This window comes from Pseudomonas sp. PDM10, assembly GCF_014852295.1.
In the GTDB taxonomy this organism is placed as follows: Bacteria; Pseudomonadota; Gammaproteobacteria; order Pseudomonadales; family Pseudomonadaceae; genus Aquipseudomonas.
Genome location: NZ_JACVBJ010000004.1, coordinates 513,221 through 538,562 on the forward strand (window position 1 = coordinate 513,221; position 25,342 = coordinate 538,562).

Here is a 25,342-nt window from a genome sequence, read left to right on the forward strand (position 1 = left end):
GGCGTTGATCCACCCATTTCACGCCTGCCTGATCACAGGGAGGGAGCAATGCGTATCCCTTTGTTTTACGCGATGTCGGCTGCACTGTTCTTGAGCGGATCTGCGTGCCTTGCGCAAACCACGGGCGCGACCGCCCCTGTCCCGACGAATACAGCCCCGACAACCCCTGCCGGAACGGCGCCGGCCAAGGATGCCGTGTTTACGCAGGAGCAGTTGGCCCAAATGCTGGCGCCCATCGCCCTTTACCCGGACCCGTTGCTGGCGCAGGTATTGATGGCGAGCACCTACCCCGGCGAAATCGCCGAGGCGGTGACCTGGTCCAAGGCACACCCGGACGCCAAGGGCGACGAGGCGGTCAAGCAAGTGGCCAGCCAGCCGTGGGATCCGAGCGTGCAGGCACTGGTCGCCTTCCCGCAGGTCCTGGCCACGCTGGGACAGGACCCGGTCTGGGTACAACGCCTGGGTGATGCCTTCCTCGCGCAGCCGGACGATCTCATGGATGGCGTGCAACGCTTGCGTCATCAGGCGCAAGCCGCAGGCAATCTTCAGAGCAACCAGTACCAGAACGTGACGGTGCAGAATGTTGCGACACCGGCACCCGCGCCCACCGCTCAGGCACCCGCCCCCGCGCCTGCCAGCAGCACGTCGACCATCATCATTCAGCCCGCCGATCCGCAGGTGGTGTACGTACCCGCTTATAACCCGACAACCACCTACGGCACTTGGGCCTACCCTGCGTCGCCGCCCCCGTACTACCCGCCGCCGCCCGCTTATTACCCCGGTTCGGCACTGATGGCCGGATTGGCGTTCGGGACCGGTGTGGCGATCATCGGCTCGCTGTGGGGAGACTGTGACTGGGGCAATAACGACATCGACATCGACGTCGATCGCTACAACAACATCAATCGCAACAACCAGATCACCAATAATCAAAACAAGTGGCAGCACAACGCCGTTCACCGTGATGGCGTTCCCTATCGAGACTCCCGGAGCCGTGGACAATACGGCCGGCAACTCAACGGTGCCAATCAGCGTGAGGCGTATCGAGGGGACGATGCCCAGCGCGCCCAGGCCCGTGAAAATGCCCGTAGTTCAATGGACAAACGCGGTATCGAACGACCTCCCACCAGCAACCGCCAGGCTCGTGATCAAGTGCGCAGGGCGCAGTCCGATGCCTCGGTCGGCAATCGGATGCAAGCCGGTGCGGACAGACCGAGGACGGCTGACCGGAGCCAGGGCACGGCCAAAAACATCCGTGAGAATCAGCAGCCCAGGAGAGAGAACGCTCAGGTGAATCAGCGCACAAAAGACTCTTCGCAGGCGCGCCAGACTGTGCAGAAGCAACCGGCCGCCAGTCGCGGCAGCGCCCGCGACAATGCCTTCGCCGGCGCGCGTTCCCCTTCCCAGTCCAACGCACAAGCACTTCGTGGCCGGACCAGCCAGGCATCCACCCAGCGCCCGAGTGCCGCGCGATCGGCCGGTCACCAGATCAGTCGGCCGTCCATGCCGGCGCGTTCAAGGGGGGGGCGTCGGTGAACAACTCTCTGCAAGTGAAGATCCTCATGGGCCTGCTGGCGATAACGGCCGGCTTGACGTGGACGTGCATGGCAGCGGCACAGGAGGCATTTCAAACACCGGAAGAAGCTGCTGAGGCGTTCGTCAAGGCCTTGGGTACGGGAAAACCCGATCAGGTACGCCTGACAGAGCTGCTGGGCGATGACTGGCGCACTTACATTCCCCGCCAAGGCGTGCAGAGCAGTGATGTGGATGCGTTTTTGAAGCAGTACCACGAGCAGCACCAGATTGAAAAACCCAGCGAGCGCAAGGCGATCCTGGCAGTCGGCAGTGACCACTGGACACTGCCTATCCCCATGACAAAAGGTACGAACGGCTGGCGCTTCGACATGAAGGTCGCCAGCGTCGAAATCCGTGCCCGTCGCATTGGCCGCAACGAACTGGACGCCGTGCAAGCGGCGCTGACCTATCACGATGCTCAGATGGACTATGCCTCAGTGGATCGTGACGGGGACGGCGCACTTGAATATGCGCAGAAAATCTTCAGCACCCCCGGCAAGCATGACGGCCTCTATTGGGCGGACGACGACAGCGGTCAGATCAGTCCGTTGGGGCCGTTGTTCGGCAAAGCCATCAACGACGAAGACTGGCATGGTTACCACTTCCGCATCCTTGATGCCCAAGGTCCGTCGGCACCAGGTGGCGCCTACAGCTACCGCATCGGCGACAAAATGAGCCGAGGCTTTGCCCTGATCGCCTGGCCGGCAAAATATGATGACACCGGGGTGATGAGTTTCATGATCAGTCATGAGGGACAGGTGTTTGAGAAAGACCTTGGCCCCAATGGCGAAAAACTGGCGAAGGCAATGAAACGCTTTGATCCGGATGACAGTTGGAAGGAGGTTTCTGAAGACCAGTAGCCATCCAGACGTTGATATCAGGTCGTTCTGGAAAATCACTTTCCGGCGTCGGCGAGGAGCGACCGGCGGACAAGCTGCTGGCATGAGTCGTGAAAAAAACGGAGGTTGGGAACAAGGCTGCAGCCTTTGCTACTTGAACGACACTGGCAAAAAGCGCCCCCCTACTTCGCCGTCCCGCCACGCGGCTTATAAAAAAGAAACATCGAGGTCTCGGCGGTCTTGATGTATTTCCTCGCCCAGGCAGGTTTCACTTTCCTGTCGTGGAAATACATCGCGCCGTGGGTTCGGTCGTTCAGTTGCTTGTTGAGCGCTTTGCGCGCGATTTCCTTGGCCATCGCGTATTGGGTTTCTTCCTGGACCTGATCCGAGCGTCCATCACACCACCACGAAAACTGACAATTTTTGCTTTCAGAACCCTGCTTGACCACGGCGCATACCGTGTCCGGAAAGCCCTCATGGCCCAGGCGGTTCATCACGACGCTGGCGACGGCTTCCATGTCGGCGGACGATTTTCCTTTGGACTCCCAATAGATGGAGCGGGACAGACAGGTGATTGCATCGTCCAGCGGCGACGCGCCGGCGGGATCGACGGCCTGAACTTCAGAGGTGGTGATGGTTTCGGACTTGGGCACAGGGACTTCGGTGCCCTTCTCCGCAGCTTTTTGTTCCAGGACCTCGGCCTTGTCCTCAGCCATTTCCTTTTTTTGCTCCTGCTCAGACGCGATGGCGTGGCCTGCGAAAAGGGTTATTGCCAAGCAGGTGACTATCCAGACAACTCGCATGATCGACCCTTCGGACGGAACCGCAAGCACGCCGAACTGGCGACTTTGCTTGATTGTAGTTGCCAGAATTGATTCCAACAGACGGACAAAAAAACTGTCGTCGAGCGTGAAAAGTCATTGCGCTCGCGGGGGTGAAATCGCGCATCATGGGCGCAGTCAGCTCAAGGGGATTTCCATGCGCTTCAAATCATCTGCCATGCGTCTTGCCACGTTGTCACTGGGGATGTTGTTCGCCGCGAATGCGTTGGCGGCCGACGAGAAACAACTGATTGATTCGATCAACCTCTACCGCAGCCAGGTGCAGCGCTGCGCAGGTCAGGTATCGCAGGAACTGCCACCGCTGGCCGGTGACCCACGGCTGGCGCTGAACGCCAACAGCGTCGGCAATCTGCAGCAGGCAATGGCCAGCGCGGGTTATCCGATGAAGAACGTACAGGCGATCAGCCTGTCCGGGCCGCGTGATGCGCCATCAGCGATGAAAGCGATTCAGGAAAGCTTTTGCCAGATCGTGCTGGACCCGCAATTCGTCGATGTCGGCGTCAGCCACCAAGACCGCGAATGGCGCATCGTGCTGGCGCGTCCATTGTTGAGCGCTCGCCTGGGCGACTGGCAGGCGGAAGGCCAGAAGCTCCTGGCCGAGCTCAACATCGTACGCAGCCAGCCGCGCCAGTGCGGCACGCAATCCTTTGCCGCCACCACGCCACTGGCCTGGAACGCCGCGCTAGCGACGGCGGCCGAGGAGCACGCCCGGTCGATGGCCAACAACAATTACTTCGATCACAAGGACCGCGATGGCCGCATGCCGGGTGACCGGGCTGAATTGGCCGGTTATGGCGGCGGGCAGGTCGGCGAGAACATCGCTGCCGGCCAGGACACCGTGCGTAAGGTGGTCGAAGGCTGGGTGTCCAGCGCCGGTCACTGCGCGAACCTGATGAACCCACAGTACCGGGAGTTGGGCGCGGCCTATGCGGTTGATCCGAAGAGTGATCCGGGGATTTACTGGACGGCGATGTTCGGGGCGCAATAAGTTCAGAACGCCGATAGAAAAAAACCGGAGCCCTGTCATGGGGCTCCGGTTTTTTTTTGCAATCAAATCCTTCATCGACCCTGTCGATCAGCCGGTCATTAATAGTGATTGGACGCCCCTCTAAAGTTGCTCTTAGTCTGCGCACAACAATTCCGGGGATAGCGGAATACTCATTTCACGGAAGCAGGCGAGAATGTCATGTCAGAGCGAGTCTTGATCGATGGGTTCGCCAGGCGTGTGGACTATCTGCGGATGTCTGTCACTGACCGCTGCGATTTCCGTTGCGTGTATTGCATGGCTGAAGACATGCAGTTTCTGCCCCGCCAACGGGTACTGACCCTGGAAGAAATCTATCAACTGGCCGAAAGCTTCGTGGCGTTGGGCACCCGCAAGATCCGCCTCACGGGCGGCGAACCGCTGATCCGTCCGGGGGTCGTGCAGCTGTGCGAAAAGATCGCCGCCCTGCCCGGCCTGCGTGAACTGTGCATGACCACCAACGGGTCTCAGCTGGGCAAACTTGCAGCGCCCTTGTTCGAGGCCGGGGTCAAACGGCTCAACATCAGCCTCGACAGCCTGGACCCGCAACGCTTTCGTGAACTGACGCGCACCGGCGATCTGGCGCAGGTCATCAACGGCATCGACGCGGCCAACGCCGCGGGATTTCGCCATACCAAACTCAATTGCGTGGTGATGAAGGGCCGTAACGACCACGAGATCAACGACCTCGTGAGCTTTGCCATCGACCGACATCTCGACATTTCTTTCATCGAAGAAATGCCCCTGGGCACCATCCAAGAACACAGCCGCGCGGAGTCGTTTTACGCAAGCAGCCAGGTACGTGAGCGGATCGCCGAGCGCTACACGTTGATCGAGTCCGCCGAGTCGACCCAAGGCCCGTCGCGCTACTGGCGCCTGGCCGAGGCACCGCATATTCGCCTGGGGTTCATTTCCCCCCACAGCCACAATTTTTGTGGCACCTGCAATCGGGTTCGGTTGACGGTGGAAGGTCGTCTGCTGCTGTGCCTGGGCAATGAGCACTCCGTCGACCTCAAGGCCGTTTTGCGCAGCCATCCCGGCCATCCCGAGCGCCTGGAAAAAGCCATCATCGAGGCGATGAAACTCAAACCCTATCGGCACACTTTCGAAGTGAACGACGAGGTCCAGGTGGTTCGCTTCATGAACATGACGGGCGGCTGAACACCATGATCGTTAGACCCAAACCCAATCTGATCGGCGTCCTGACGTCACTCAAGGGCTCGATCGCCAAACGAATTGCCTGGCGCAGTCTTCTGGTGACGCTGCTCGCTTCGGCCATCGTGCTCATCGAAACCTTGCACCCGAGCTATTTTTCCAAGGTCAGTGCAACGCCCTTCACCCTGCTGGGTTTGTCGTTGTCGATCTTCATGAGCTTTCGAAACAACGCCTGCTACGACCGGTGGTATGAAGCGCGCAAAGCCTGGGGCGACATGCTGGTGGATGTTCGCTCGATGGTGCGCGAAACCCAGGTCATCAAGGACGCGAACGAGCGACACCATATCCTCAGCAACCTCTGCGGCTTCGCCCATGCGCTCAATGCAAAACTGCGCAAAGAAAACGAACTGGCGGCCAGTGGTGAATGGCTGAACCCGATGCCCAAGGACAACGCGGCGGATATCAGCGGGCAGATTCTGCTGCAGGTCGGTCAACAGTGTTCGGCACTCGCCGAGTCAGGCGCGATCAATGAATGGCGCTACACGCTCATGGCCAACCATTTGACCCGCCTGACCCAGGCCCAAGCCGTTTGTGAGCGAATCAAATACACGCCACTGCCCTTCCCCTACACCTTGTTGCTGCACCGGACTATCTACCTGTTCTGCATTTTGCTGCCCTTCGCGATGGCCGAACCACTGGGCTGGCTGACACCGATTTTCACCGCCATTGTCAGCTATACCTTTTTCGGTCTGGACGCGATTGGCGATGAGTTGGAAGACCCGTTCGGTCGCGATGAAAACGACCTGCCCATCGATGCATTGGTGCGCAGCGTTGAACGAGATGTACTGGCGGCACTGGGCGTGACACAACTGCCACCGCCGCTGGAACCGGTGGACTATGTGTTGAGCTGATGGGCTCGATGATTCACCGGGCATTGGCACATGCCAGTAGACGCAGAACCTGTGTGAGCGGGCTTGCTCGCGAAAGCGGTCAGTCAGTTGACATCAATGTTGGATGTGCCGACCTCTTCGCGAGCAAGCCCGCTCCCACAGGGGATTTTCGGTTTCAGAACAATTCGCTGAAGGGGCAGGCAGCGGCATCTGGGCCGACGGTGTCACCGCGCACCGGCCGAGCAATCGCCCGGGCGCGGACCCGGGTGAAACGCCTTTTTTCCGCCGGTGACCGGGGGTTGAAGCATGACGCACTTCACGCCTCCACCTGCACCACTTCAATCCCGAGTTTCTGATAGTCCTCGACATTGCCCGACGCCACGTGGCGCTCGGTGATCAGGGTATGAATGCGCTGACACGGCGCGACCACGAACGGCTCCACCGCCCCCAGTTTGTCGGCGGTGGTGACGGCTACGACATGGGAGGCGCTGGCGAGCATTGCCTGTTTGACCGGCACCTCGTCGAAATGCAGGGAGCTGATGCCGACTTCCGGGTGAATCGCACAGACGCCCGTGAACAGCAGATCAGCCTTGATGCCCTCGATCAGCCGCAGGGTTTCATGCCCGCTGGCCGACATGGTCGCGGGATTGAGTTGCCCGCCGGCCAGAATCACCGTGATGCCTTTGTATTCGGCCAGGGTAATCGCGATCATCGGCGAGGCGGTGACGGCTGTGATTGCAATGTCCGACGGTAGCGATCGGGCGATTTGCAGTGTCGTGCTCCCCGAATCGAAAATCACAATCTGGCCGTTGTGTACCTGGCGTGCGGCGAGTTGCGCCAGGTGGGTTTTCACCTCATCGGTTTCGCTGACCCGGGTGAAGTAATCCTTGCCGGTGTCCTTGGGCCGCGGCAACGCCCCGCCGTGCACCCGCTGCACCAGCCCGGCGGTCGCCAGCTCCGCCAGATCACGGCGAATGGTGTCTTCGGACACCGCGAAATGCTGGCTCAACTCGCCCGCCATGACCTTGCCGTCACGTTCGAGAATCAACAGGATTTTTTGCCGGCGCAGATGAGGGAGTTCGGCGGCTGAATGTGAATCGTGCATGTTTTTGCCCGCTTTTGCGTGTAGTTGCGTGTTTTCGCGAGACTAGCCAAAGCGCGGGGTAAACACAATCCAGCCAGCTATCGATTGTTTCGATGATTCAAATCATGAAGCCGAATTTTTTATTTGTTTGTGACCTATTCAAGATGGCGCCATCACACATGTTTTGGATGAAAACTTCATGAATCTAAATTTTGCCTTTGCCTGCATGATCGTGGTCTCGTTTGCCATTGCGTTGGGGCACGCCTGATCAGCAAAAGCCAAGAGGTTGCCGAGGCAGAAGTGGTCGAACGCCTGTCGGCAGTCCTTGGCAAAAGCCGGTAGAAAAGGCGTAATCCTTCCCAACAGGGTCTAAACCAGGGGGCCACATGATTTGGATCAGGGAACCTTGAAGGCGCCCTCGCTAAATTGATCTCTTGAAAAAAGCCGACAAGTGACTGTCCGCCAGGAGATTTCCCCCGCATGAAAGCAGCCCTGAAAATTGCCGCCAGTGATTCCGCGTTCGATTGTTTCCACACCTCCCGAGAAGTCATTGCGCTCAATCAAACTGACTACACCGATGTCGCGGTTGCGGTGTTCTCTGTGGAAGATGTGATGACGGACGCCCTGGACGCCCTGCAGCGTACCGGTTTTGATATCCCCATTTTTCTCGTCGCCTCCCCCGGTTCCGGCAACCGCGCCCGGGACGTCTACCAGCACCTGCAAGATGTTCTGCTTCAGGTGAATGGCATTTTTGACCCCTCACGCAACAACGCCGAATACCATGGCAACCAATTGGAGACTGCGGCAAAAGCCTATGAAGAAAGTCTGCTGCCGCCGTTCTTCGACGCGCTCAAGCACTACACCGAATCGGCCAACGCTACGTTCGCCTGCCCGGGTCACCAGGGCGGCCAGTTTTTCCGCAAACACCCGGCTGGCCGGCAGTTCTTCGACTTCTTCGGCGAGACCCTGTTTCGCGCCGACATGTGCAACGCCGATATCAAGCTCGGCGATTTGCTGATCCATGAAGGCCCGGCCCTTCTGGCGCAAAAACACGCAGCGCAGGTGTTCAACGCCGACAAGACCTACTTCGTACTCAATGGCACATCGGCCTCCAACAAGGTGGTCACCACCGCGCTGCTCACACCTGGCGATCTGGTGCTGTTCGACCGCAACAACCACAAATCCAATCACCAGGGTGCGCTGCTGCAGGCCGGGGCGACCCCGGTTTACCTGGAAACCGCGCGCAACCCTTATGGGTTCATCGGCGGGATTGACGCCCATTGTTTCGAAGAAGGCTACCTGCGCGAACTCATCTGCGAAGTAGCACCAGACAAGGCCGAGCTGCCGCGGCCGTTTCGTCTAGCGATCATTCAGCTGGGCACCTATGACGGCACCGTCTACAACGCCAGACAGGTCGTCGATCGCATCGGCAAACTGTGCGACTACATCCTGTTTGACTCGGCGTGGGTGGGCTACGAACAGTTCATCCCGATGATGAAGGACTGCTCGCCGCTACTGCTGGACCTGCATGAAAACGACCCAGGCATCTTTGTCACCCAATCGGTGCACAAACAGCAGGCGGGGTTTTCCCAGGCGTCGCAGATCCACAAGAAAGATCGCCATATCAAGGGCCAGGCCCGTTATTGCAGCCATGCGCAGTTGAACAACGCCTTCATGGCCCAAGCCTCCACCAGCCCGTTTTACCCGCTGTTCGCCTCACTGGATGTGAACGCGCGCATCCATTCCGGTCGCAGTGGCCTGCGCCTGTGGGAAGACTGTGTGAAGTTCGGCATCGACGCGCGCAAGCTGATTCTGGAAGCGTGCACCATGGTTCGCCCCTTCGTGCCGGACACCATTGACGGTCGCCCCTGGCAGGACCATCCCACTGAAGACATCGCCAAAGACATCCGCTTTTTCGAATTCCATCCGAAGGATCGCTGGCATGCCTTCAGCGGTTACGCCGACAAGCAATACTTCATCGACCCCTGCAAGTTGCTGTTCACCACGCCCGGCATCGACCCGGTCGATGGCAGTTACACCGACTTCGGCATCCATGCCGGCATCCTCGCCAACTTCCTGCGCGAGAATGGCATCGTTCCGGAAAAGTGCGACCTGAACTCGATTCTGTTCCTGCTCACCCCGGCCGAAGACTGGGCGAAGATGACGCATCTCGCCTCACAGATCGCGCGCTTTGAACGCTTCATCAGTGATGACGCGCCGATGAGCCGGGTGTTGCCGGCCATCTATGCGCAGCATCAGGAGCGCTATCGCAACTACACCATTCGCCAACTCTGCCAGGAGATGCACGACCTCTACCGCACCCACAACGTCCAGCAATTGCAGAAGGCAATGTTCCGCAAGGAACACTTCCCGAAAAAGGCCATGAATCCGCAGGCAGCGCAGTTCGAATTCATCCGTGGCAATGTCGAACTGGTGGCGCTGGCCGACGCGCAGGGGCGCATCGCTGCCGAAGGTGCGCTTCCCTATCCACCCGGCGTGCTCTGCCTGGTGCCCGGGGAAATATGGGGCGGTGCGGTGCTCAAGTACTTCCTGGCGCTGGAGGAAGGCATCAACTCGCTTCCTGGCTTCACGCCGGAACTGCAGGGTGTGTACTTGAAGCAGGAAGGTGATCGCATTCGAGCCTACGGGTACGTGATCAAGACGCGCCCACATTAAGTGACGCGCACATCATCTGTAGGAGCATGGCTTGCCCGCGATGGGGCCCTCGAGAACGCCAACAGCATCGCGAGCAAGCTTTGCTCCTACAGGGCCGGTTTGCACAGATCTCATTCAGATAACAATAGCCCGCCACCATTGATGCGCCGGGGCGCGATGCATTAAGTGACGCGCACATCATCTGTAGGAGCATGGCTTGCCCGCGATGGGGCCCTCGAGAACGCCAACAGCATCGCGAGCAAGCTTTGCTCCTACAGCGCCAGTTTGCAGAGCCCGCAACCACTGATGCGCCGGATCGCGATGCATTAAGTGACCCGCACATCATCTGTAGGAGCATGGCTTGCCCGCGATGGGGCCCTCGGGAATGCCAACAGCATCGCGAGCAAGCTTTGCTCCTACAGGGCCGGTTTGCAGAGCCCGCAACCACTGATGCGCCGGGTCGCGATGCGGCTCACAGGGGGGAATCGGCCTTGGGGTGAACTTGATGGCGAGTGGATATCTGCGAGAAGCCGATTATGCTTCAAGAAACCTTGCAGCGATGCGAGGCCGTCAGCCTGTGTGCATGCTTCGCGCAATCCGTAATCCGACGACATCAGCCCCAGGGCCTGGGTGCGGCAAAAAGGTAACGAGGTACTCCGGCCTATAACAAGAACGACGGAGAAGACTCATGGCCGCAATCGACAACACTTCCACGGGCAGCGCGCCCCACCACGGGATCACCAAGGAGGAGCGCAAGGTCATCTTTGCCTCGTCCCTGGGCACCGTGTTCGAGTGGTACGACTTCTACCTTTATGGGTCTCTCGCGGCGATCATTGCCAAGCACTTCTTCGCCGGCGTCAATGAGACAACGTCCTTCATCTTCGCGCTGCTCGCGTTCGCCGCGGGCTTCGCGGTACGTCCCTTCGGCGCCATCGTGTTTGGCCGACTGGGGGACATGATCGGACGCAAACACACCTTTCTCATCACCATTGTGATCATGGGTATCTCCACCGCCGTGGTGGGCTTTTTGCCCGGCTACGCGACCATCGGCGTGGCGGCACCGATCATCCTGATCAGCCTGCGCCTGCTGCAAGGCCTGGCCCTGGGCGGTGAGTACGGCGGCGCGGCGACCTACGTGGCCGAGCATGCGCCGAAAGGCAAACGCGGCTACTTCACCTCGTGGATTCAAACCACTGCAACCCTTGGGCTGTTCCTTTCGCTGCTGGTGATCCTCGCCTGCCGAACCATTCTCGGCACCGAAGCATTCGAGGCCTGGGGCTGGCGGATTCCGTTCCTGCTGTCGATCCTGCTGTTGATCGTCTCGGTGTACATCCGCTTGCAACTCAGCGAGTCACCGGTGTTCTTGAGAATGAAGGAAGAAGGCAAGTCGTCCAAGGCGCCGCTGACCGAATCCTTCGCCCGCTGGGAAAACCTCAAGATCGTGATCATGGCCCTGCTCGGCGGCACTGCCGGCCAGGCCGTCGTCTGGTACACCGGACAGTTCTACGCGCTGTTCTTCCTGCTGCAGACGCTGAAGATCGATCCGCAGACCGCCAACCTGTTGATTGCCGGCTCGCTGCTGATCGGCACACCGTTCTTCGTGATATTCGGCAGCCTGTCCGACCGTATCGGCCGCAAGGGAATCATCATGGCCGGCTGCATCCTGGCGGCAGTGACCTACTTCCCGATCTTCCATGCGCTGACCCAATACGGTAACCCCGACGTGTTCATCGCGCAGGAGAAGAACCCGGTCACGGTGGTCGCCGATCCCGGCCAGTGCTCGTTCCAGTTCGACCCGGTGGGCAAGGCCAAATTCACCAGCTCCTGCGACCTGGCCAAGACGGTGCTGGCGAAGAAGGCCATTCCCTACAAGAACGTGAAAGCCGAACCGGGCACCGTCGCCCAGGTCCGCATCGGCGACAAGGTGATCCCGAGTTTCGAGGGCACCGGCATGCCGGGTGCCGACTTCAAGGTCAAGAACGACGCCTTCGCCGCCACCCTCGGCACCGCGCTCAAGGAGGCCGGCTACCCCGAGAAGGCCGACCCGGCCAAGACCAACTACCCGATGATGGTGCTGCTCCTGACCATCCTGGTGATCTACGTGACCATGGTCTACGGCCCGATCGCCGCCTGGCTGGTGGAACTGTTCCCGGCGCGCATCCGCTACACCTCGATGTCGCTGCCCTACCACATCGGCAACGGATGGTTCGGCGGCTTTCTGCCCACGGTGGCGTTCGCGATGGTCGCGGCCACGGGTGATATCTACTACGGGCTGTGGTACCCGATTGTCATCGCAGTGATGACGGCCATTCTTGGCACGTTCTTCCTGCCGGAAACCAAGGATCGGGAAATTCATCACACCTGAGGCTGGCACCGGCCCTCTCCTGCCAGGGAGAGGGCGATCCGGAAGGAAATGGGACAGATCTATTTATTCGGCTCGTCAGGAGCGCAACACGCCAATCGCTCGCCGATACTTTTCAACGCGCTCCAGGTCTTCCCACGACGGCTGCGCGATCCGTGTCAGGTCGCTGTTCTCTTCCAGGTCCGCCAGTTTCACCACCCGGCCTATCGGGTTCTGCGCCGCGCGTTCGACGAAGGCTTCATAGGACTCGCCCGGCACTTTAGTGACCGACTCGATGGCGGTCAGAACGGCTTCGCTGAAGCCTTCCTTGCGCAGGTCATCAAGGCTGATGCCGCAGTCCTCGACCACGTCATGCAGCACCGCGACGATGCGTTCTTCCAGTGTATTGACCCGCAACATGACGTTCAGCGGATGCAGGATGTAAGGGCTACCGCCCTTGTCGACCTGTCCCTCATGCGCGTTGGCGGCGATGGCAATGGCGCGTTCCAGTGTCTGGCTCATGGCGTTCTCGAAAATCCGGGTTCAGCCCAACAGATGCTGTGAAATAAGTTTGGAAATCTCGACCATCGACGTCCTTCCGGTGAATTCAAACTTCACTCTGCCCAGCGCCGAGAAGTAGATTTCCAGCTCAGAATCCAGGTCGAAGGTGCCCGAGGTTTCCACGGAGTAAGCGACGATGTTTTTGTAGGGCAACGAAGTGAAGTCTTTTTTGCTGCCGGTGATGCCTTGCACGTTCACCGCGATGATGCGTTTGTTGGTAAACACCACGCCGTCGCGCATGGATTTATAGGCATCAATGACCTGCTCGCCGTCCAGTAGCAACGCGGTGACTCGCTCTGCGTACTCGTTGTTTTGCTTGAGTTTGAAAAAGCCTTTGTTGTTGAAATCGATCATCCGCCATTCCCTTCCATAAAGAGTGTTCCCTGGATTGCCAGCGCGTGGCGCGGCGAGCATAGCATCGGGCCTGCGCTTTTTGCGCCCCCTCCCACAGCGGATCTAAAAAACCAATGGAACCCCGCGCCCCATCGCGTTTTCGAAACCCTATCAGCGCTGATCTTTGATCAAACAAGGCGCCATTGGAGAGGAAATCCCGATGAACAGTAGACTGCTGTTTTTGCTGGCCAGCCTGAGTCCAACCCTGGTCATGGCTGAAGGCTGTGACGTGCTGACCCGCTCTCAAAGCCCTTCCGTGCCGGTGGTCGAAACGCATAGCTGCTATGAGTACGAAGGCATGCCGGTAAACGCAATCGATTGGTCATGCAGCAACGAGAGCAAAGACATGCTGACCAGCACCAAGAAAAAAGTCGAACAGTGCGCCGATCATGCTCAGGCCACTTGCATCGCCACGTTGACCCAAGAATCGCTGGCCAATCCTCACTCCACCAGCAAGGACAAGAGCAGCACATCGCTGAGTATTCCGAACAATGCTCAAGTCACTACGTATTACTACGACGCTGAGCATTTGAGTCAGGCGAAGATTGATTGCGAGTCGGGTGGAGGTCACTGGAAATCGCAGTAACCCCCAGCAGCGTGGGTTAACCCTTAACAGCCGCTTCAATCGCAGCGATGTCGATTTTTCCCATTTCCATCATGGCATCGAACGCGCGTTTGGCCGCTGCTTGATCAGGATTGGCTATCGCGGCGCTCAGAACACGGGGGGTGATCTGCCATGACAACCCCCACTTGTCCTGGCACCAGCCGCATACATTTTCCTGACCGCCATTTCCGACAATTGCGTTCCACAAGCGGTCCGTTTCGGCTTGGTCGTCGGTTGCCACCTGGAACGAAAAAGCCTGGTTGTGCTTGATCCCCGAGCCCCCGTTCAGTCCGAGACAAGGGATGCCCATCACCGTGAACTCGACCGTCAGGACATCGCCCTGCTTGCCTGCCGGATAGTCGCCAGGCGCGCGAAGGACTGCGCCCACAGCGCTGTCGGGAAACGTCTTGGCGTAGAACGTCGCAGCGTCCAGCGCGGTGCCGTCGTACCACAGGCAAATCGTGTTTTTGCTGATCATCTTGGTTCTCCAGAATCAAAACGGGTTCGTGCATTCTGGTACGGGTTCGCTCTTCGTGCACCTTGAAGTCAGAAAACCCCAAGCGCTGAGTGACGCCCATGCCAATCAGCGCCCCGCGTCCACCGGATGGATCACCAGGTAGCTGTCGACAGCATCGTCGATGGTTGGAAAGAACGCCGTTTCGCCAAGCCGTGCGAACAGCCCGAATCGCTTCAGCTTGTCCTTGACCGGGTCCTTCATCTCGGCCACGCACAACTTGATACCCGCCGCGTGCAAGGTGTCGTCCAGTTCAGCCAGCATGTCGGCAGAGGTCACGTCCACACTGGTGACGGGTTCTGCCGCAACGACCAACCAGCGCACGGGCGTAGGCGACGCTGCTACGGCGGCAAGCACTCGGTTATTGAACAGTTCGGCATTGGCGAAAAACAACGGCGCATCCCAGCGAAACAGCACCATGCCGGGGATAAGGCTCGCGTCGGGATAACGCTGGATGTCGTGGTAGCCCCTGACCCCCTTGGCTTGCCCCAGCACCGCGGAATACGGCCGCCAGCCATCCCACAGAAATTCGATGACGGCGATCACGATGGCCAGCCCGATGCCCTCGATCGCACCGAACACGGCCACACCGACAGTACAGACGATCGACAGCCAGAACTCCCAGCGCTGGATACGATAAATGCGGCGCAGGTCGGCGACTTCAATCAGGCCGATGGCCGACGCGATCACGACCGCTGCCAGTGCGCTGCTGGGCAAACTCTGCAACAGGTTCGGCGCCACCATCAGCAGCAGGGCAACGGCCAGCGCGCCGACAACCCCGGTCAACTGGGTTTTGGCGCCTGCGGCTTCGGCCACGGGGGTGCGTGAAGAACTGCTGCTGATTGGAAAGCCCTGGAAAAACCCCGCCGCCAGATTGGCAAAACCGAGCCCTGCCATCTCCTGGTTCGGATCGACATAGGAACGGGTCCGTGCCGCATAGACACGCGAGAGCACGCTGGTGTCGGCGAACGACACCAGGGCGACGGCGAAACCGCCGATGAGCACGGGGACAATATCGGCGCGGGTGATCCAGGGGATGGCGAACGCCGGTAAACCTTGCGGCAGAGCGCCCAGGACCGACACACCCGCACGCGCGGCAAGGTCCAGCACACCGACGGCAATGGTCGCGCCTGCCACAGCGATCAAGATGCCCGGCACGCGTTTGAAGCCCTTGAGCAGCAGGATCACGACCAAGGTGGCTGCGCCAATCATGAACGCGGTCCAGTTAGTCTTTCCTTCCATCACCGCGGTGATGATCGCCCATATGTTTCTCAGCGGGCCGTCGGACTCAATCGAAAAACCGAAAAACTTGGGCAGTTGGCTGATCAATACGGTCAGCGCGATGCCGTTCATGTAGCCGTAGCGGATCGGCTTGGAAAGCAACTCCGTGATGAAGCCCAAACGCATGATGCCCGCCAGGATGCATACAACCCCTGAAACGATCGCCATCATGCCCGCCAGGGCGACGGCGCGATGCGGGTCGCCGCCCGACAGCGGCAGCACGACTGCAAGGATAACGGCGGCCAGTGAGGAATCCGGGCCCAGCACCAGAATCCGGCTAGGCCCGAACAATGCGTAAGCGAGTAGCGGAACGATGGTCGCGTAGAGGCCATAGATGCCGGGTACGCCCGATGCCACGGCGTAGGCGATGCCGACGGGCACCAACATCGTGGTGAGCACCAGCCCGGCCATGATGTCGTGACGCAACCAGGCAACCTGGTAACCGCGCAGCGTGCGAAGCCCGGGAAGCCAACGGCTCCAGCCCGATTGCACGCCGGTATTGCGGTGTGCAATCCGGCCCGGTTCCGGGACGGGAGGTGAAGAATACGAATCGCTCATAGAGCTGTGGCCTATAGGTGTACAGCGCAGATTCGATTAAACGTGCCCGTCAGAATTTTTCGGGCACTCGCCGGTGCGGATAATCCGGGTCGCGATATCCGCCTGGCTTCTGCCGTTTGGGCAATATCACCTCCTCGCGTTCGACTTCCTTGTACGGGATCCGGCTGAGCAAATCGTTGATGATGTTAAGGCGCGCCCGCCGTTTGTCGTTCGAGTTGGCCACCAGCCAGGGGGCATGATCGGTGTCGGTTGCCTTGAACATGTCGTCACGCGCGCGTGAATAGTCATACCAGCGGCTGTATGACTTGAGGTCCATGGGGGTCAGTTTCCAGATTTTTCGCCCATCCTTGATGCGCTCCTGAAGCCGGCGGGTCTGCTCCTCTTCGCTGACTTCCAGCCAGTATTTGAGCAAGATCACGCCCGAGTCGACGATAGCCCGCTCCACCAACGGCGTTGTCCGCAGGAAATTGGCCACCTGCTCTTTGGTGCAGAACCCCATCACCCGCTCGACGCCCGCCCGGTTGTACCAACTGCGATCGAAGATCACCACTTCACCGGCCGCGGGCAGGTGCGGCAGGTAACGCTGGACATACATCTGGCTTTTCTCTCGATCACTCGGCGCCGTTAGCGCCACCACCCGAAAAACACGCGGGCTGACACGTTCGGTAATCGCCTTGATCGTTCCGCCCTTGCCAGCGCCATCGCGCCCCTCGAAGACAATGCAGACCTTGATGCCCTTGGCCTTTACCCACTCCTGTAACTTGACCAACTCGACATGCAGGCCGCGCAGTTGCTCCAGGTAATCCTTGTTTTTCAGCTTCAGGGTTTCAGCAGCATTACGCTTAGGGGCTTTCTTCTTGTCCTTTGCCATGACCAAGACCTCATAGATGCCAGTCGCCAATAGGTATTGAGCGTAGGTTGCTTTCTGCTCATCCGCCGAGCGCGATGATCGCGGTGATCAATACAGCGCCGATGACCGCCGTCGCAAGACCGCCTTGCCACGGCCTTGCGCCGGCGTACTTCGAGAGCATCCAACCGGCGATGAACAGCACTCCGAGACCGACCAGGTTAGACAGGCGCACAGCGAGCGCCGTCTGGTCCAGCAACAGAAACGGCACCACCAGCGGGAAAGTCGAGAACACCACCAACAGAAATACGCCGAAAGCGCCCCTGAAATCGTCCCAACCGAGGCGCGGCTGTACCGGCATGGATGAATATTCGACCAGGCGGCGACGCAACGATTCCAGCTCTTCAGGGCCGGCAGCAGCCGCGAGACGCGGGGGTAACGCCTCGGCAATGAGCGCTTGCCCGGCGGCGGCATCCGTCGCACCGACCAGGTTGGTGCAAAGCGTACGGTTGCGCGTGCGCTCGATCAGGGTTCGCAGCAAATACATCACCGCGTCGGCGAGTCCCCAGGCGAGGTTGCAACCCAGCGCGGCGATCATCATCGTGCGCTCTGCCTCCTGGCCTGACGTGGCCACGCTGATCGTCCCAGTGAAGGTCATTGCCATGAGCAGGCCGAAGATGACCTCCGTGACACGGTCGACCGGATCAAGAACACGGGCCCGCTTTTGCTCTCCAGTGCTTCGCATGCGCTCATCCTCGCCACGGCGGCTGTGTCAGCGTGGTTCTGGTTTTCAGCCGTGCCAAGCCCTGCATCCGCCAGCACACCGGACAGCTTAGTTCAGACTTGACCTGTCACAACGCGCCATATCGACAACGACTAGACTTTTGCGATTGAACCTTGTTTCCAAGGAGATTTCTTTGAGCGCCACTTCCCTGTCCGGACTCAATGCCGCCCTGCAGGCCGATGCCAGCGCCTAGCGTTTAAAGGGCGAGCCGCCAAACTAAACGCTCTGCATCAGTTATTTATACTCAAATGCCAGCTTAATAATATTTTACCGATACCAGGGTGATCCCTAGTCTTGACCCCAAGAAATGGCAGGCCGTTACCGACCTAAATCCAACTTCGAAGGGTATAGAGATGACCACTGAAAAAATAAAAACAGATACGCTGATTGTTGGCGCCGGTCAGGCTGGCGTGGCCATGAGTGAACACTTGAGCAAACTCGGCGTGCCGCACCTGGTACTGGAGCGCAACCGTATCGCCGAACGCTGGCGCACCGGGCGCTGGGATTCGCTGGTGGCGAATGGTCCGGCCTGGCACGACCGTTTTCCCGGTCTCGATTTCGACGACCTCAGCCCCGACGACTTTGCCCCGAAAGAGCGGGTCGCCGACTATTTCGAAGCCTACGCCAAAAAATTCAACGCCCCGATCCGCACCGGCGTGGACGTGCTGAAAGTTGAGCGCAATGTCGGTCGCCCGGGCTTCACCATTGAAACCTCTGAAGGCGTGATCGAAGCCAACCGCGTGGTGGCTGCCACCGGGCCTTTCCAGCGTCCGGTTATCCCGCCGATTGCGCCGAAAGATCAGCCATTCACCCAGATCCACTCAGCCGAATACCGCAACCCGGCGCAACTGCCCGAGGGCGCTGTTCTGGTCGTCGGCGCCGGGTCGTCGGGCGTGCAAATCGCTGATGAACTGCAGCGGGCCGGCAAGAAAGTTTACCTGTCGGTCGGCGCCCACGACCGCCCTCCTCGCGCCTATCGCAACCGTGATTTCTGCTGGTGGCTGGGAGTGCTCGGCGAGTGGGATCAGGCGGCCATGAAACCCGGCCGGGAACACGTCACTATCGCGGTGAGCGGCGCGCATGGCGGCCGCACCGTGGACTTCCGTGGTCTGGCTCATCGCGGCATGACGCTGGTGGGTTTGACTCAATCGTTCAACGGCGGCGTAGCGACGTTTCAACCGAACCTTGCCGAGAACCTGGCCCGCGGCGATGAGAACTATCTGGCGCTGCTCAATGCCGCCGATGCCTACATCGAGCGCAACGGCCTGGACCTGCCGGAAGAACCTGAAGCGCGCATGACCTTTTCCGATCCGGAATGCGTGACCCACCCGATTCTCGAACTCGACCTCGCCAAGGCCGGCGTGACCTCGATCATCTGGGCCACCGGTTTTGCCACGGATTACAGCTGGCTCAAGGTTGACGCCTTCGACGACAACGGCAAACCGGCGCATCAGCGCGGCGTGTCGAGCGAGCCGGGCGTGTATTTCCTCGGCCTGCCGTGGCAGTCCCGCCGTGGGTCTTCGTTCATCTGGGGCGTTTGGCACGACGCCAAGTACGTGGCGGATCACATCGCGATCCAGCGTTCCTACCTCGACTATCACGATGCCGCGCAACGCGAGGCTGAAACCGTCCCAGCCGCCCATAAAGCAACTGTCAGCGCTTGAGCCATTTTTCTTTAGGAGCTTCAAATGTCCACGCCAACCCATACCCGTATTCGCATGTTCAACACCAAGGAAACCTACCCGAACCAAAGTCTGGACAATGACTTGTGCCAAGCGGTCCGGGCCGGCAACACCGTTTATGTTCGTGGCCAGGTCGGGACTGATTTCGAAGGCAACCTGGTGGGCCTTGGCGACCCGCGAGCGCAAACCGAGCAAGCCATGCGCAACGTCAAACAGTTGCTGGAAGAGGCTGGTAGCGACCTCAGCCATATTGTGAAAACCACCACCTACCTGATCGATCCGCGTTACCGCGAGCCGGTGTATCAGGAAGTGGGCAAGTGGCTTAAGGGCGTGTTTCCGATTTCGACCGGGTTGGTGGTGTCGGCGTTGGGGCAGCCGCAGTGGTTGATGGAGATTGATGTGATTGCGGTGATTCCTGAGTAGACCGAGTCGCGGCCATCGCGAGCAGGCTCACTCCCACAGGGGATCTTCAGCGAACACAAAATCTGTGAGCGACTTCGATCAAATGTGGGAGCGAGCCTGCTCGCGATGGCGCACGCCCAGACACCCATTTCGCCAAGGCTAACCCAGGAGCAAACCCATGACCTTCTCCATCGCAGCACGTTGCCCCGAAACCGGTCAGTTCGGCATTGCGATCAGTTCCTCCAGCATCGCCGTCGGCGCCCGCTGCCCCTGGCTGCTGCCCGGCGTCGGTGCCGTCTCCACACAAAACATCACCCTGCCGTCACTCGGCCCGGAAGTCCTCGCCCTCATGGAACAGGGCCTTGCACCGGCTGAGGCACTGGACAAAGTCCTGACCCGCAACGGCTACAGCCAATATCGCCAGATCACGGCAATTGACCACCTCGGCCGCACCGCACACTTCAGCGGCGCACAAACCCTGGGCAACCACAACGCCGTCTCCGGCGATCAATGCGTCGCTGCCGGCAACATGCTGGCGGACCGTTCGGTGATCGAAGCCATGGTCGAGGCGTTCGAGCATGGTGAAGGCCAACTGACCGACCGCCTGCTCGCGGCCATGAAAGCGGCCATCGCCGCGGGCGGTGAAGCCGGGCCGGTGCATTCGGCGGCGGTGGTGGTGGTCGGCGAATTGACCTGGCCGATCATCAACCTGCGGGTGGATTGGGCAGATCACGACCCAATCGGCCAGCTTGAAAAACTCTGGGACGCCTATCGCCCACAGGTCCAGGACTACATCGACCGCGCCCTCGCCCCCGACAAATCCCCTGGCTACGGCGTCGCCGGAGACGACCGATGAGCAACAGCCTCGATTTGCTGAAAACCTTGGTGGCGTTCGACACCACGAGCCGCGAATCAAACCTGCAGCTCATCGAGTTTGTCCGCGACTACCTTGAACGCTTCGACGTGCCTTGCGAGCTGGTCTACAACGAGCAGCGCAACAAGGCCAACCTGTTCGCGACCATTGGTCCGGCGGACCGGCCGGGCATCGTGCTGTCGGGGCACACCGATGTGGTGCCCGTCGACGGCCAGCCGTGGACCGTTGCGCCATTCGAACTCACCGAGCGCGACGGCAACTTGTACGGTCGCGGCACGGCGGACATGAAAGGCTACATCGCCTGCGTACTCGCGCTGGTCCCGTCGCTGGTGAACGCCACGCTGCGGCTGCCGGTGCACATCGCGCTTTCGTACGATGAGGAAGTCGGTTGCCTGGGTGTGCGTTCGTTGCTGTCGGAATTGGAAAAGCACCCGGTCAAACCGATGCTCTGCATCATTGGTGAACCGACCGAGCTCAAACCGGTGCTGGGCCATAAAGGCAAACTGGCGATGCGTTGCGATATTCACGGTGAAGCGTGCCATTCGGCGTATGCACCGCTTGGGGTCAATGCGATTGAATACGCCGCCGAACTGATCGGTGAACTGGGGCGGATCGGCAACCGGCTCAAAGCGCCGGAGCATCACGACATGCGTTTCGATCCGCCGTTCAGCACCGTGCAAACCGGCGTGATTTCTGGCGGTAAGGCCTTGAACATCGTCCCCGCCGATTGCCGCTTCGACTTCGAAATCCGCTCCCTGCCCTCGCATGATCCGAGTGAGGTTGCGCAGGAGCTGAAGGCCTATGCCGAGCAACAGGTCTTGCCCCGCATGCGTGCAGTGAGTGAACAGAGCGAGATTCGCTTCAGCGAGTTGTCGGCGTATCCCGGGTTGGTGACCGATGCGCACAGCGAAGCGGCTGAGTTGATCGCTGCGTTCTCAGACTCCCGAGAGTTCGGCACCGTAGCCTTCGGCACCGAAGGCGGCCTATTCGACGCCGCAGGCATTCCCACCGTCGTCTGCGGCCCCGGCAGCATGGACCAAGGCCACAAACCCGACGAATTCGTCAGCCTCGAACAACTCACAGCCTGCGACGCCATGCTCCATCGAATGCTGCAATCAATCAGCTAATTCGCCCCCACACACCTCCCCTGTGGGAGTGAGCCTGCTCGCGATGAGGCCATGTCAGCCAATACCAATACAGCTGACCCACCGCTTTCGCGAGCAGGCTCGCTCCCACAGGTTTTGTGCCCATCCAACGACTGGAATTCAACCCTGTCTGCCCCCGCGCGGACGCCGTAAAACCAGCCATCACACCCTCCCCACCCGACATACATTTTTTAGCGTCTATACCCACAAACTTACTAATTTATCTCTCACGCCCCACCGCACATCATCAACTCCAACAAGAAAAGCGTCGCCCCCGTGCAGCGCTCACCGAAGTACGTCCACGTACTCAAATTGCCTTGGAGTCCGTCATGGTTACCGCAGCAACAACCTCCGCCCCGCTCATCGAAAAACACACCATCGGCTACGTGCCGCCCGAAGATCGCCACGGAAAAACCCGCGACCTGTTCACCCTCTGGTTCGGCGGCAACATCGCCCCACTGCCCATCGTCACCGGCGCCCTCGGCGTGCAAATGTTCCACCTGAACCTGGTGTGGGGCATCGTCGCCATCCTCGTCGGCCACCTGGTCGGCGGCGTGCTGATGGCGCTGCACTCGGCGCAAGGCCCGCAGATGGGCATTCCGCAAATGATCCAGAGCCGCGCCCAGTTCGGCTCCCTCGGCGCACTGCTGGTGGTGCTGATCGCCGGCATCATGTACATCGGCTTCTTCGCCTCCAACATCGTCCTCGCCGGCAAATCCCTGCACGGCGTGGTCGACAGCGTGCCAGTGCCGGTGGGCATCGTCATCGGCGCCCTCGGTTCCGGCATCATCGGCATCATCGGCTACCGCTTCATCCACGTGCTCAACCGCATCGGCACCTGGGTGCTCGGCGCCGGCATCGTGCTGGGCTTCGGCTACATCTTCACCCACGTGCAGACCGCCGACTTCCTCACCCGCGGCAGCTTCAACATCTCCGGTTGGCTGGCCACCGTCTCCCTCGCCGCACTCTGGCAAATCGCCTTCGCGCCCTACGTCTCCGACTACTCGCGCTACCTGCCCGCCAACGTGCCCGTGGCCGCAACCTTCTGGACCACCTACCTGGGCACCGTGCTCGGCTCCAGCCTCTCGTTCATCTTCGGCGCCGTCGCCGTCCTCGCCACCCCCGTCGGCATGGACACCATGGACGCCGTCAAACTCGCCACCGGCTCCATCGGCCCACTGATGCTCGTGCTGTTCCTGCTCAGCGTCATCAGCCACAACGCCCTCAACCTCTACGGCGCCGTACTCTCGCTGATCACCCTGGTCCAAACCTTCGCCTACCGCTGGATCCCCACCGCAAAAAGCCGCGCCGTCCTCTCGGTCATCGTCCTCGCCGCCTGCTGCTTCGCCGCCGTCGGCGCCTCCGCCAACTTCATCGGCCACTTCGTCGACATGGTGCTGGTGCTGCTCGTCGTGCTGGTGCCGTGGACCGCGATCAACCTGATCGACTTCTACGCGATTCACAAAGGTCAGTACGACATCGGCTCGATCTTCAAGGTTGATGGCGGGATTTATGGCCGGTACAACCCGCAGGCGTTACTGGCGTATGCGATTGGTATCGTGGTGCAGATCCCCTTCATGAACACGCCACTCTACGTCGGCCCCATCTCCGAACACATCAACGGCGCGGACCTGTCCTGGCTAGTCGGCCTGCTGATCACCTCCCCGCTCTACTACTGGCTGGCCAACCGCGACACCGCCTACAAACGTCGCCTCTCAACCGGAAAACTCGCCAACTCGATCTAACTAAACCCCCAATCCCCTGTGGGAGCGGGCTTGCTCGCGATGAGGCCATGACAGCCAATATTGATTTAGCTGACGGCCCCCCATCGCGAGCAACCCCACTTGCGCCTTGCCCGCGACTACCCAAAAACCCCGAAATTAAATGAACCCCGCCCACACCCACTCACCTAACTGAATGACTATCAGGAGGGTGACCAATGCAAACCGAAACCATCTGGATCGTACTCGCCGCAATACTTGTGCTGGTCGAGGTATGGGCAATCAACAAAGTGCGCAAAGCCGAAGGCAAATCCAGCAACAAACTCGTATGGATGGTGATAATCGTGTTCGTACCGCTGTTCGGGCTGATAGCGTGGGCACTGGCCGGACCGAAACACACCGATCAGAACCCGCATTCACCGCAGGCCAGGCAATAACGTTGGATGCTGGCGGTAAGGATTCTTGAACTGCGCAATCGCAAACAACAAAACCCCGAAGATTCGGGGCTTTGTTGTTCCTGACCACCCGATTTCATAAACCTGACATCCGAAATTCGCGTAGGAATTTACCCCTTGTGGCGAGGGGATTTATCCCCGTTGGGTCGCGAAGCGGCCCCAAAACCTGCCTCCCATTTCCCAAGGTCCTCCACACGGCCCGAATCACCGCAACAAGCCCGAAAACAGTGGCATTCAGCCTTGCCACAACAAACGCCCAACCGTCCTACAGCCCGGTTGTGAGCAGCAAAATGGCCGCCTATATTCGACCTGTCGCTGACCGCAGTTAGCGATAGGGTTTCGCAGCCCTGAAGAAGACGACACACCGCTAAAAGACAACTGTGGCAAACTTTGCCGCCGTTACGTTTTATGGCGGCTGTGTGTGGGAGATCCTCGGATCTGCCGGTTTCGTCTCTTCTCCGGTCTGCGAACCCGCACATAGCTGCCACCCATTTGTTTCGCAGCAGAAAGGTGGCTTCATAATCCTTTGAAGAGTTCATCCTTATGACAACGAACAATCCGCCCCGCCGCTTCACCCCCATGTCCCAATTCGCCACAGACTACCCCGTCCTCCTCATCGAGAGGCGACGCACCAATCCGCGAACTCCACAACTGCGTCAGCGAACGTCTCAGCGCCGTCCTCAAATACCTAAACCTCATGGCCTGCACCAGCCTCCCCGACTACGCCGAAAACGACATCAACACCGTCACCAACATCGCCCGGATCATGGTCCAGGATGTGAGCGATGTGTTTCGGGTGATTGAGCAGCGTGGGTTTGATACGCCCTAAGGACCAGTGAATAGATTACAACTATAAAAAACCCGCAGTTTTTGCGGGTTTTTATTGCTTGATGATTCGGCAATTTTGGGTGGTTGGATTGAGTAACCCGGGTGCATTAAATTGTGAATGGCAAATTTAGTGTAACTGCTGCCGTTCGTGACAGGCAGTAGTTCACCGATAGCTGCATTGGTGAAGCGATCAATGGAGAAACGAGGTTGGCAGAAATGATAACCTCGTTTATGGATATTACAACGCTAAGTCTCTCACGGGCATTATCAAAAGCGAAAAACGTGTCG

22 protein-coding genes and 1 pseudogene are annotated in these 25,342 nt (G+C 59.6%); 15 read left to right on the top strand and 8 right to left on the bottom strand.

All coding sequences use genetic code 11. The annotated features are described in order from the left end of the window. Positions 1 to 48 precede the first annotated feature (48 nt). Both IB252_RS16825 and IB252_RS16830 read left to right on the top strand, forming a co-directional pair. Positions 49 to 1,536: a DUF3300 domain-containing protein gene (locus IB252_RS16825; protein WP_192409596.1), complete on the top strand. Its 1,488-nt coding sequence runs from the start codon at positions 49 to 51 to the stop codon at positions 1,534 to 1,536. 26 nt (positions 1,537 to 1,562) lie between these two features. Continuing rightward, on the top strand, positions 1,563 to 2,435 hold the full coding sequence (locus IB252_RS16830) for a DUF2950 domain-containing protein (RefSeq protein ID WP_192409744.1): 873 nt from the start codon (positions 1,563 to 1,565) through the stop codon (positions 2,433 to 2,435). Positions 2,436 to 2,596: 161 nt separating this feature from the next. Here the strand turns inward: IB252_RS16830 and IB252_RS16835 are convergent, their stop codons facing one another. Beyond that, positions 2,597 to 3,217: a cell wall hydrolase gene (locus IB252_RS16835; RefSeq protein WP_192409745.1), complete on the bottom strand. Its 621-nt coding sequence runs from the start codon at positions 3,215 to 3,217 to the stop codon at positions 2,597 to 2,599. 175 nt (positions 3,218 to 3,392) lie between these two features. Here IB252_RS16835 and IB252_RS16840 point away from each other — a divergent pair, with 175 nt between their 5' ends. The 3 genes from IB252_RS16840 to IB252_RS16850 all read left to right on the top strand — a co-directional run bounded on the left by IB252_RS16840 (position 3,393) and on the right by IB252_RS16850 (position 6,346). Beyond that, complete coding sequence (locus IB252_RS16840; RefSeq protein ID WP_111452490.1) at positions 3,393 to 4,244, top strand: CAP domain-containing protein; 852 nt, start codon at positions 3,393 to 3,395, stop codon at positions 4,242 to 4,244. A gap of 198 nt (positions 4,245 to 4,442) precedes the next feature. Further along, on the top strand, positions 4,443 to 5,441 hold the full coding sequence (gene moaA, locus IB252_RS16845; RefSeq protein WP_192409597.1) for a GTP 3',8-cyclase MoaA: 999 nt from the start codon (positions 4,443 to 4,445) through the stop codon (positions 5,439 to 5,441). Positions 5,442 to 5,446: 5 nt separating this feature from the next. Continuing rightward, on the top strand, positions 5,447 to 6,346 hold the full coding sequence (locus tag IB252_RS16850; RefSeq protein WP_192409598.1) for a bestrophin family protein: 900 nt from the start codon (positions 5,447 to 5,449) through the stop codon (positions 6,344 to 6,346). A gap of 295 nt (positions 6,347 to 6,641) precedes the next feature. Here IB252_RS16850 and IB252_RS16855 read toward each other — a convergent pair whose 3' ends face one another. Then, a complete protein-coding gene (locus tag IB252_RS16855) occupies positions 6,642 to 7,430 on the bottom strand; it encodes a DeoR/GlpR family DNA-binding transcription regulator (protein WP_192409599.1) in 789 nt (262 codons plus the stop codon). 459 nt (positions 7,431 to 7,889) lie between these two features. Between IB252_RS16855 and IB252_RS16860 the strand changes: the two genes are divergently transcribed. Beyond that, complete coding sequence (locus tag IB252_RS16860) at positions 7,890 to 10,085, top strand: ornithine decarboxylase (RefSeq protein ID WP_192409600.1); 2,196 nt, start codon at positions 7,890 to 7,892, stop codon at positions 10,083 to 10,085. 667 nt (positions 10,086 to 10,752) lie between these two features. Beyond that, on the top strand, positions 10,753 to 12,429 hold the full coding sequence (locus IB252_RS16865) for an MFS transporter (protein ID WP_192409601.1): 1,677 nt from the start codon (positions 10,753 to 10,755) through the stop codon (positions 12,427 to 12,429). A gap of 75 nt (positions 12,430 to 12,504) precedes the next feature. Here the strand turns inward: IB252_RS16865 and IB252_RS16870 are convergent, their stop codons facing one another. Together IB252_RS16870 and IB252_RS16875 are read right to left on the bottom strand one after the other, a co-directional pair. After that, positions 12,505 to 12,927, bottom strand: coding sequence for an HD domain-containing protein (locus IB252_RS16870; protein WP_192409602.1), 423 nt, complete (start codon positions 12,925 to 12,927; stop codon positions 12,505 to 12,507). A 21-nt stretch (positions 12,928 to 12,948) separates the two neighbouring features. After that, on the bottom strand, positions 12,949 to 13,320 hold the full coding sequence (locus IB252_RS16875; protein WP_046049313.1) for a PH domain-containing protein: 372 nt from the start codon (positions 13,318 to 13,320) through the stop codon (positions 12,949 to 12,951). A 199-nt stretch (positions 13,321 to 13,519) separates the two neighbouring features. On the opposite strand from IB252_RS16875, the gene IB252_RS16880 reads away from it, so the two are divergent. Further along, entirely contained in the window at positions 13,520 to 13,945 is a 426-nt protein-coding gene (locus IB252_RS16880) for a hypothetical protein (protein WP_192409603.1), read from the top strand. Between the two features lie 16 nt (positions 13,946 to 13,961). On the opposite strand, the gene IB252_RS16885 is transcribed toward IB252_RS16880, so the two are convergent. The 4 genes from IB252_RS16885 to IB252_RS16900 all read right to left on the bottom strand — a co-directional run bounded on the left by IB252_RS16885 (position 13,962) and on the right by IB252_RS16900 (position 17,908). Beyond that, complete coding sequence (locus tag IB252_RS16885; protein WP_192409604.1) at positions 13,962 to 14,441, bottom strand: VOC family protein; 480 nt, start codon at positions 14,439 to 14,441, stop codon at positions 13,962 to 13,964. A 105-nt stretch (positions 14,442 to 14,546) separates the two neighbouring features. Beyond that, complete coding sequence (locus tag IB252_RS16890; protein ID WP_192409605.1) at positions 14,547 to 16,316, bottom strand: SulP family inorganic anion transporter; 1,770 nt, start codon at positions 16,314 to 16,316, stop codon at positions 14,547 to 14,549. 49 nt (positions 16,317 to 16,365) lie between these two features. Next, positions 16,366 to 17,187 (bottom strand): polyphosphate kinase 2, encoded by an 822-nt coding sequence (gene ppk2, locus IB252_RS16895; protein ID WP_192409606.1) that lies wholly within the window; start codon positions 17,185 to 17,187, stop codon positions 16,366 to 16,368. 58 nt (positions 17,188 to 17,245) lie between these two features. Next, positions 17,246 to 17,908, bottom strand: coding sequence for a hypothetical protein (locus tag IB252_RS16900; protein WP_192409607.1), 663 nt, complete (start codon positions 17,906 to 17,908; stop codon positions 17,246 to 17,248). Positions 17,909 to 18,300: 392 nt separating this feature from the next. Between IB252_RS16900 and IB252_RS16905 the strand changes: the two genes are divergently transcribed. From IB252_RS16905 to IB252_RS16935, 7 genes and pseudogenes are all read left to right on the top strand, one after another. Then, complete coding sequence (locus IB252_RS16905) at positions 18,301 to 19,611, top strand: flavin-containing monooxygenase (protein WP_192409608.1); 1,311 nt, start codon at positions 18,301 to 18,303, stop codon at positions 19,609 to 19,611. Positions 19,612 to 19,635: 24 nt separating this feature from the next. Further along, the gene (locus IB252_RS16910) at positions 19,636 to 20,052 is read left to right on the top strand and encodes a RidA family protein (RefSeq protein ID WP_008027166.1); all 417 of its coding nucleotides are present in this window, start codon (positions 19,636 to 19,638) and stop codon (positions 20,050 to 20,052) included. A gap of 157 nt (positions 20,053 to 20,209) precedes the next feature. After that, positions 20,210 to 20,887 (top strand): DUF1028 domain-containing protein, encoded by a 678-nt coding sequence (locus IB252_RS16915; protein WP_033054400.1) that lies wholly within the window; start codon positions 20,210 to 20,212, stop codon positions 20,885 to 20,887. Further along, entirely contained in the window at positions 20,884 to 22,032 is a 1,149-nt protein-coding gene (argE, locus tag IB252_RS16920) for an acetylornithine deacetylase (protein ID WP_192409609.1), read from the top strand. The genes IB252_RS16915 and argE overlap by 4 nt, the downstream gene beginning before the upstream one ends. 347 nt (positions 22,033 to 22,379) lie before the next feature. Further along, the gene (locus IB252_RS16925; RefSeq protein ID WP_192409610.1) at positions 22,380 to 23,795 is read left to right on the top strand and encodes a purine-cytosine permease family protein; all 1,416 of its coding nucleotides are present in this window, start codon (positions 22,380 to 22,382) and stop codon (positions 23,793 to 23,795) included. Between the two features lie 194 nt (positions 23,796 to 23,989). Next, positions 23,990 to 24,208, top strand: coding sequence for a PLD nuclease N-terminal domain-containing protein (locus IB252_RS16930; RefSeq protein ID WP_192409611.1), 219 nt, complete (start codon positions 23,990 to 23,992; stop codon positions 24,206 to 24,208). A gap of 561 nt (positions 24,209 to 24,769) precedes the next feature. Continuing rightward, a pseudogene (locus IB252_RS16935) lies at positions 24,770 to 25,055 on the top strand (fructose-bisphosphate aldolase). Positions 25,056 to 25,342: the final 287 nt, after the last annotated feature.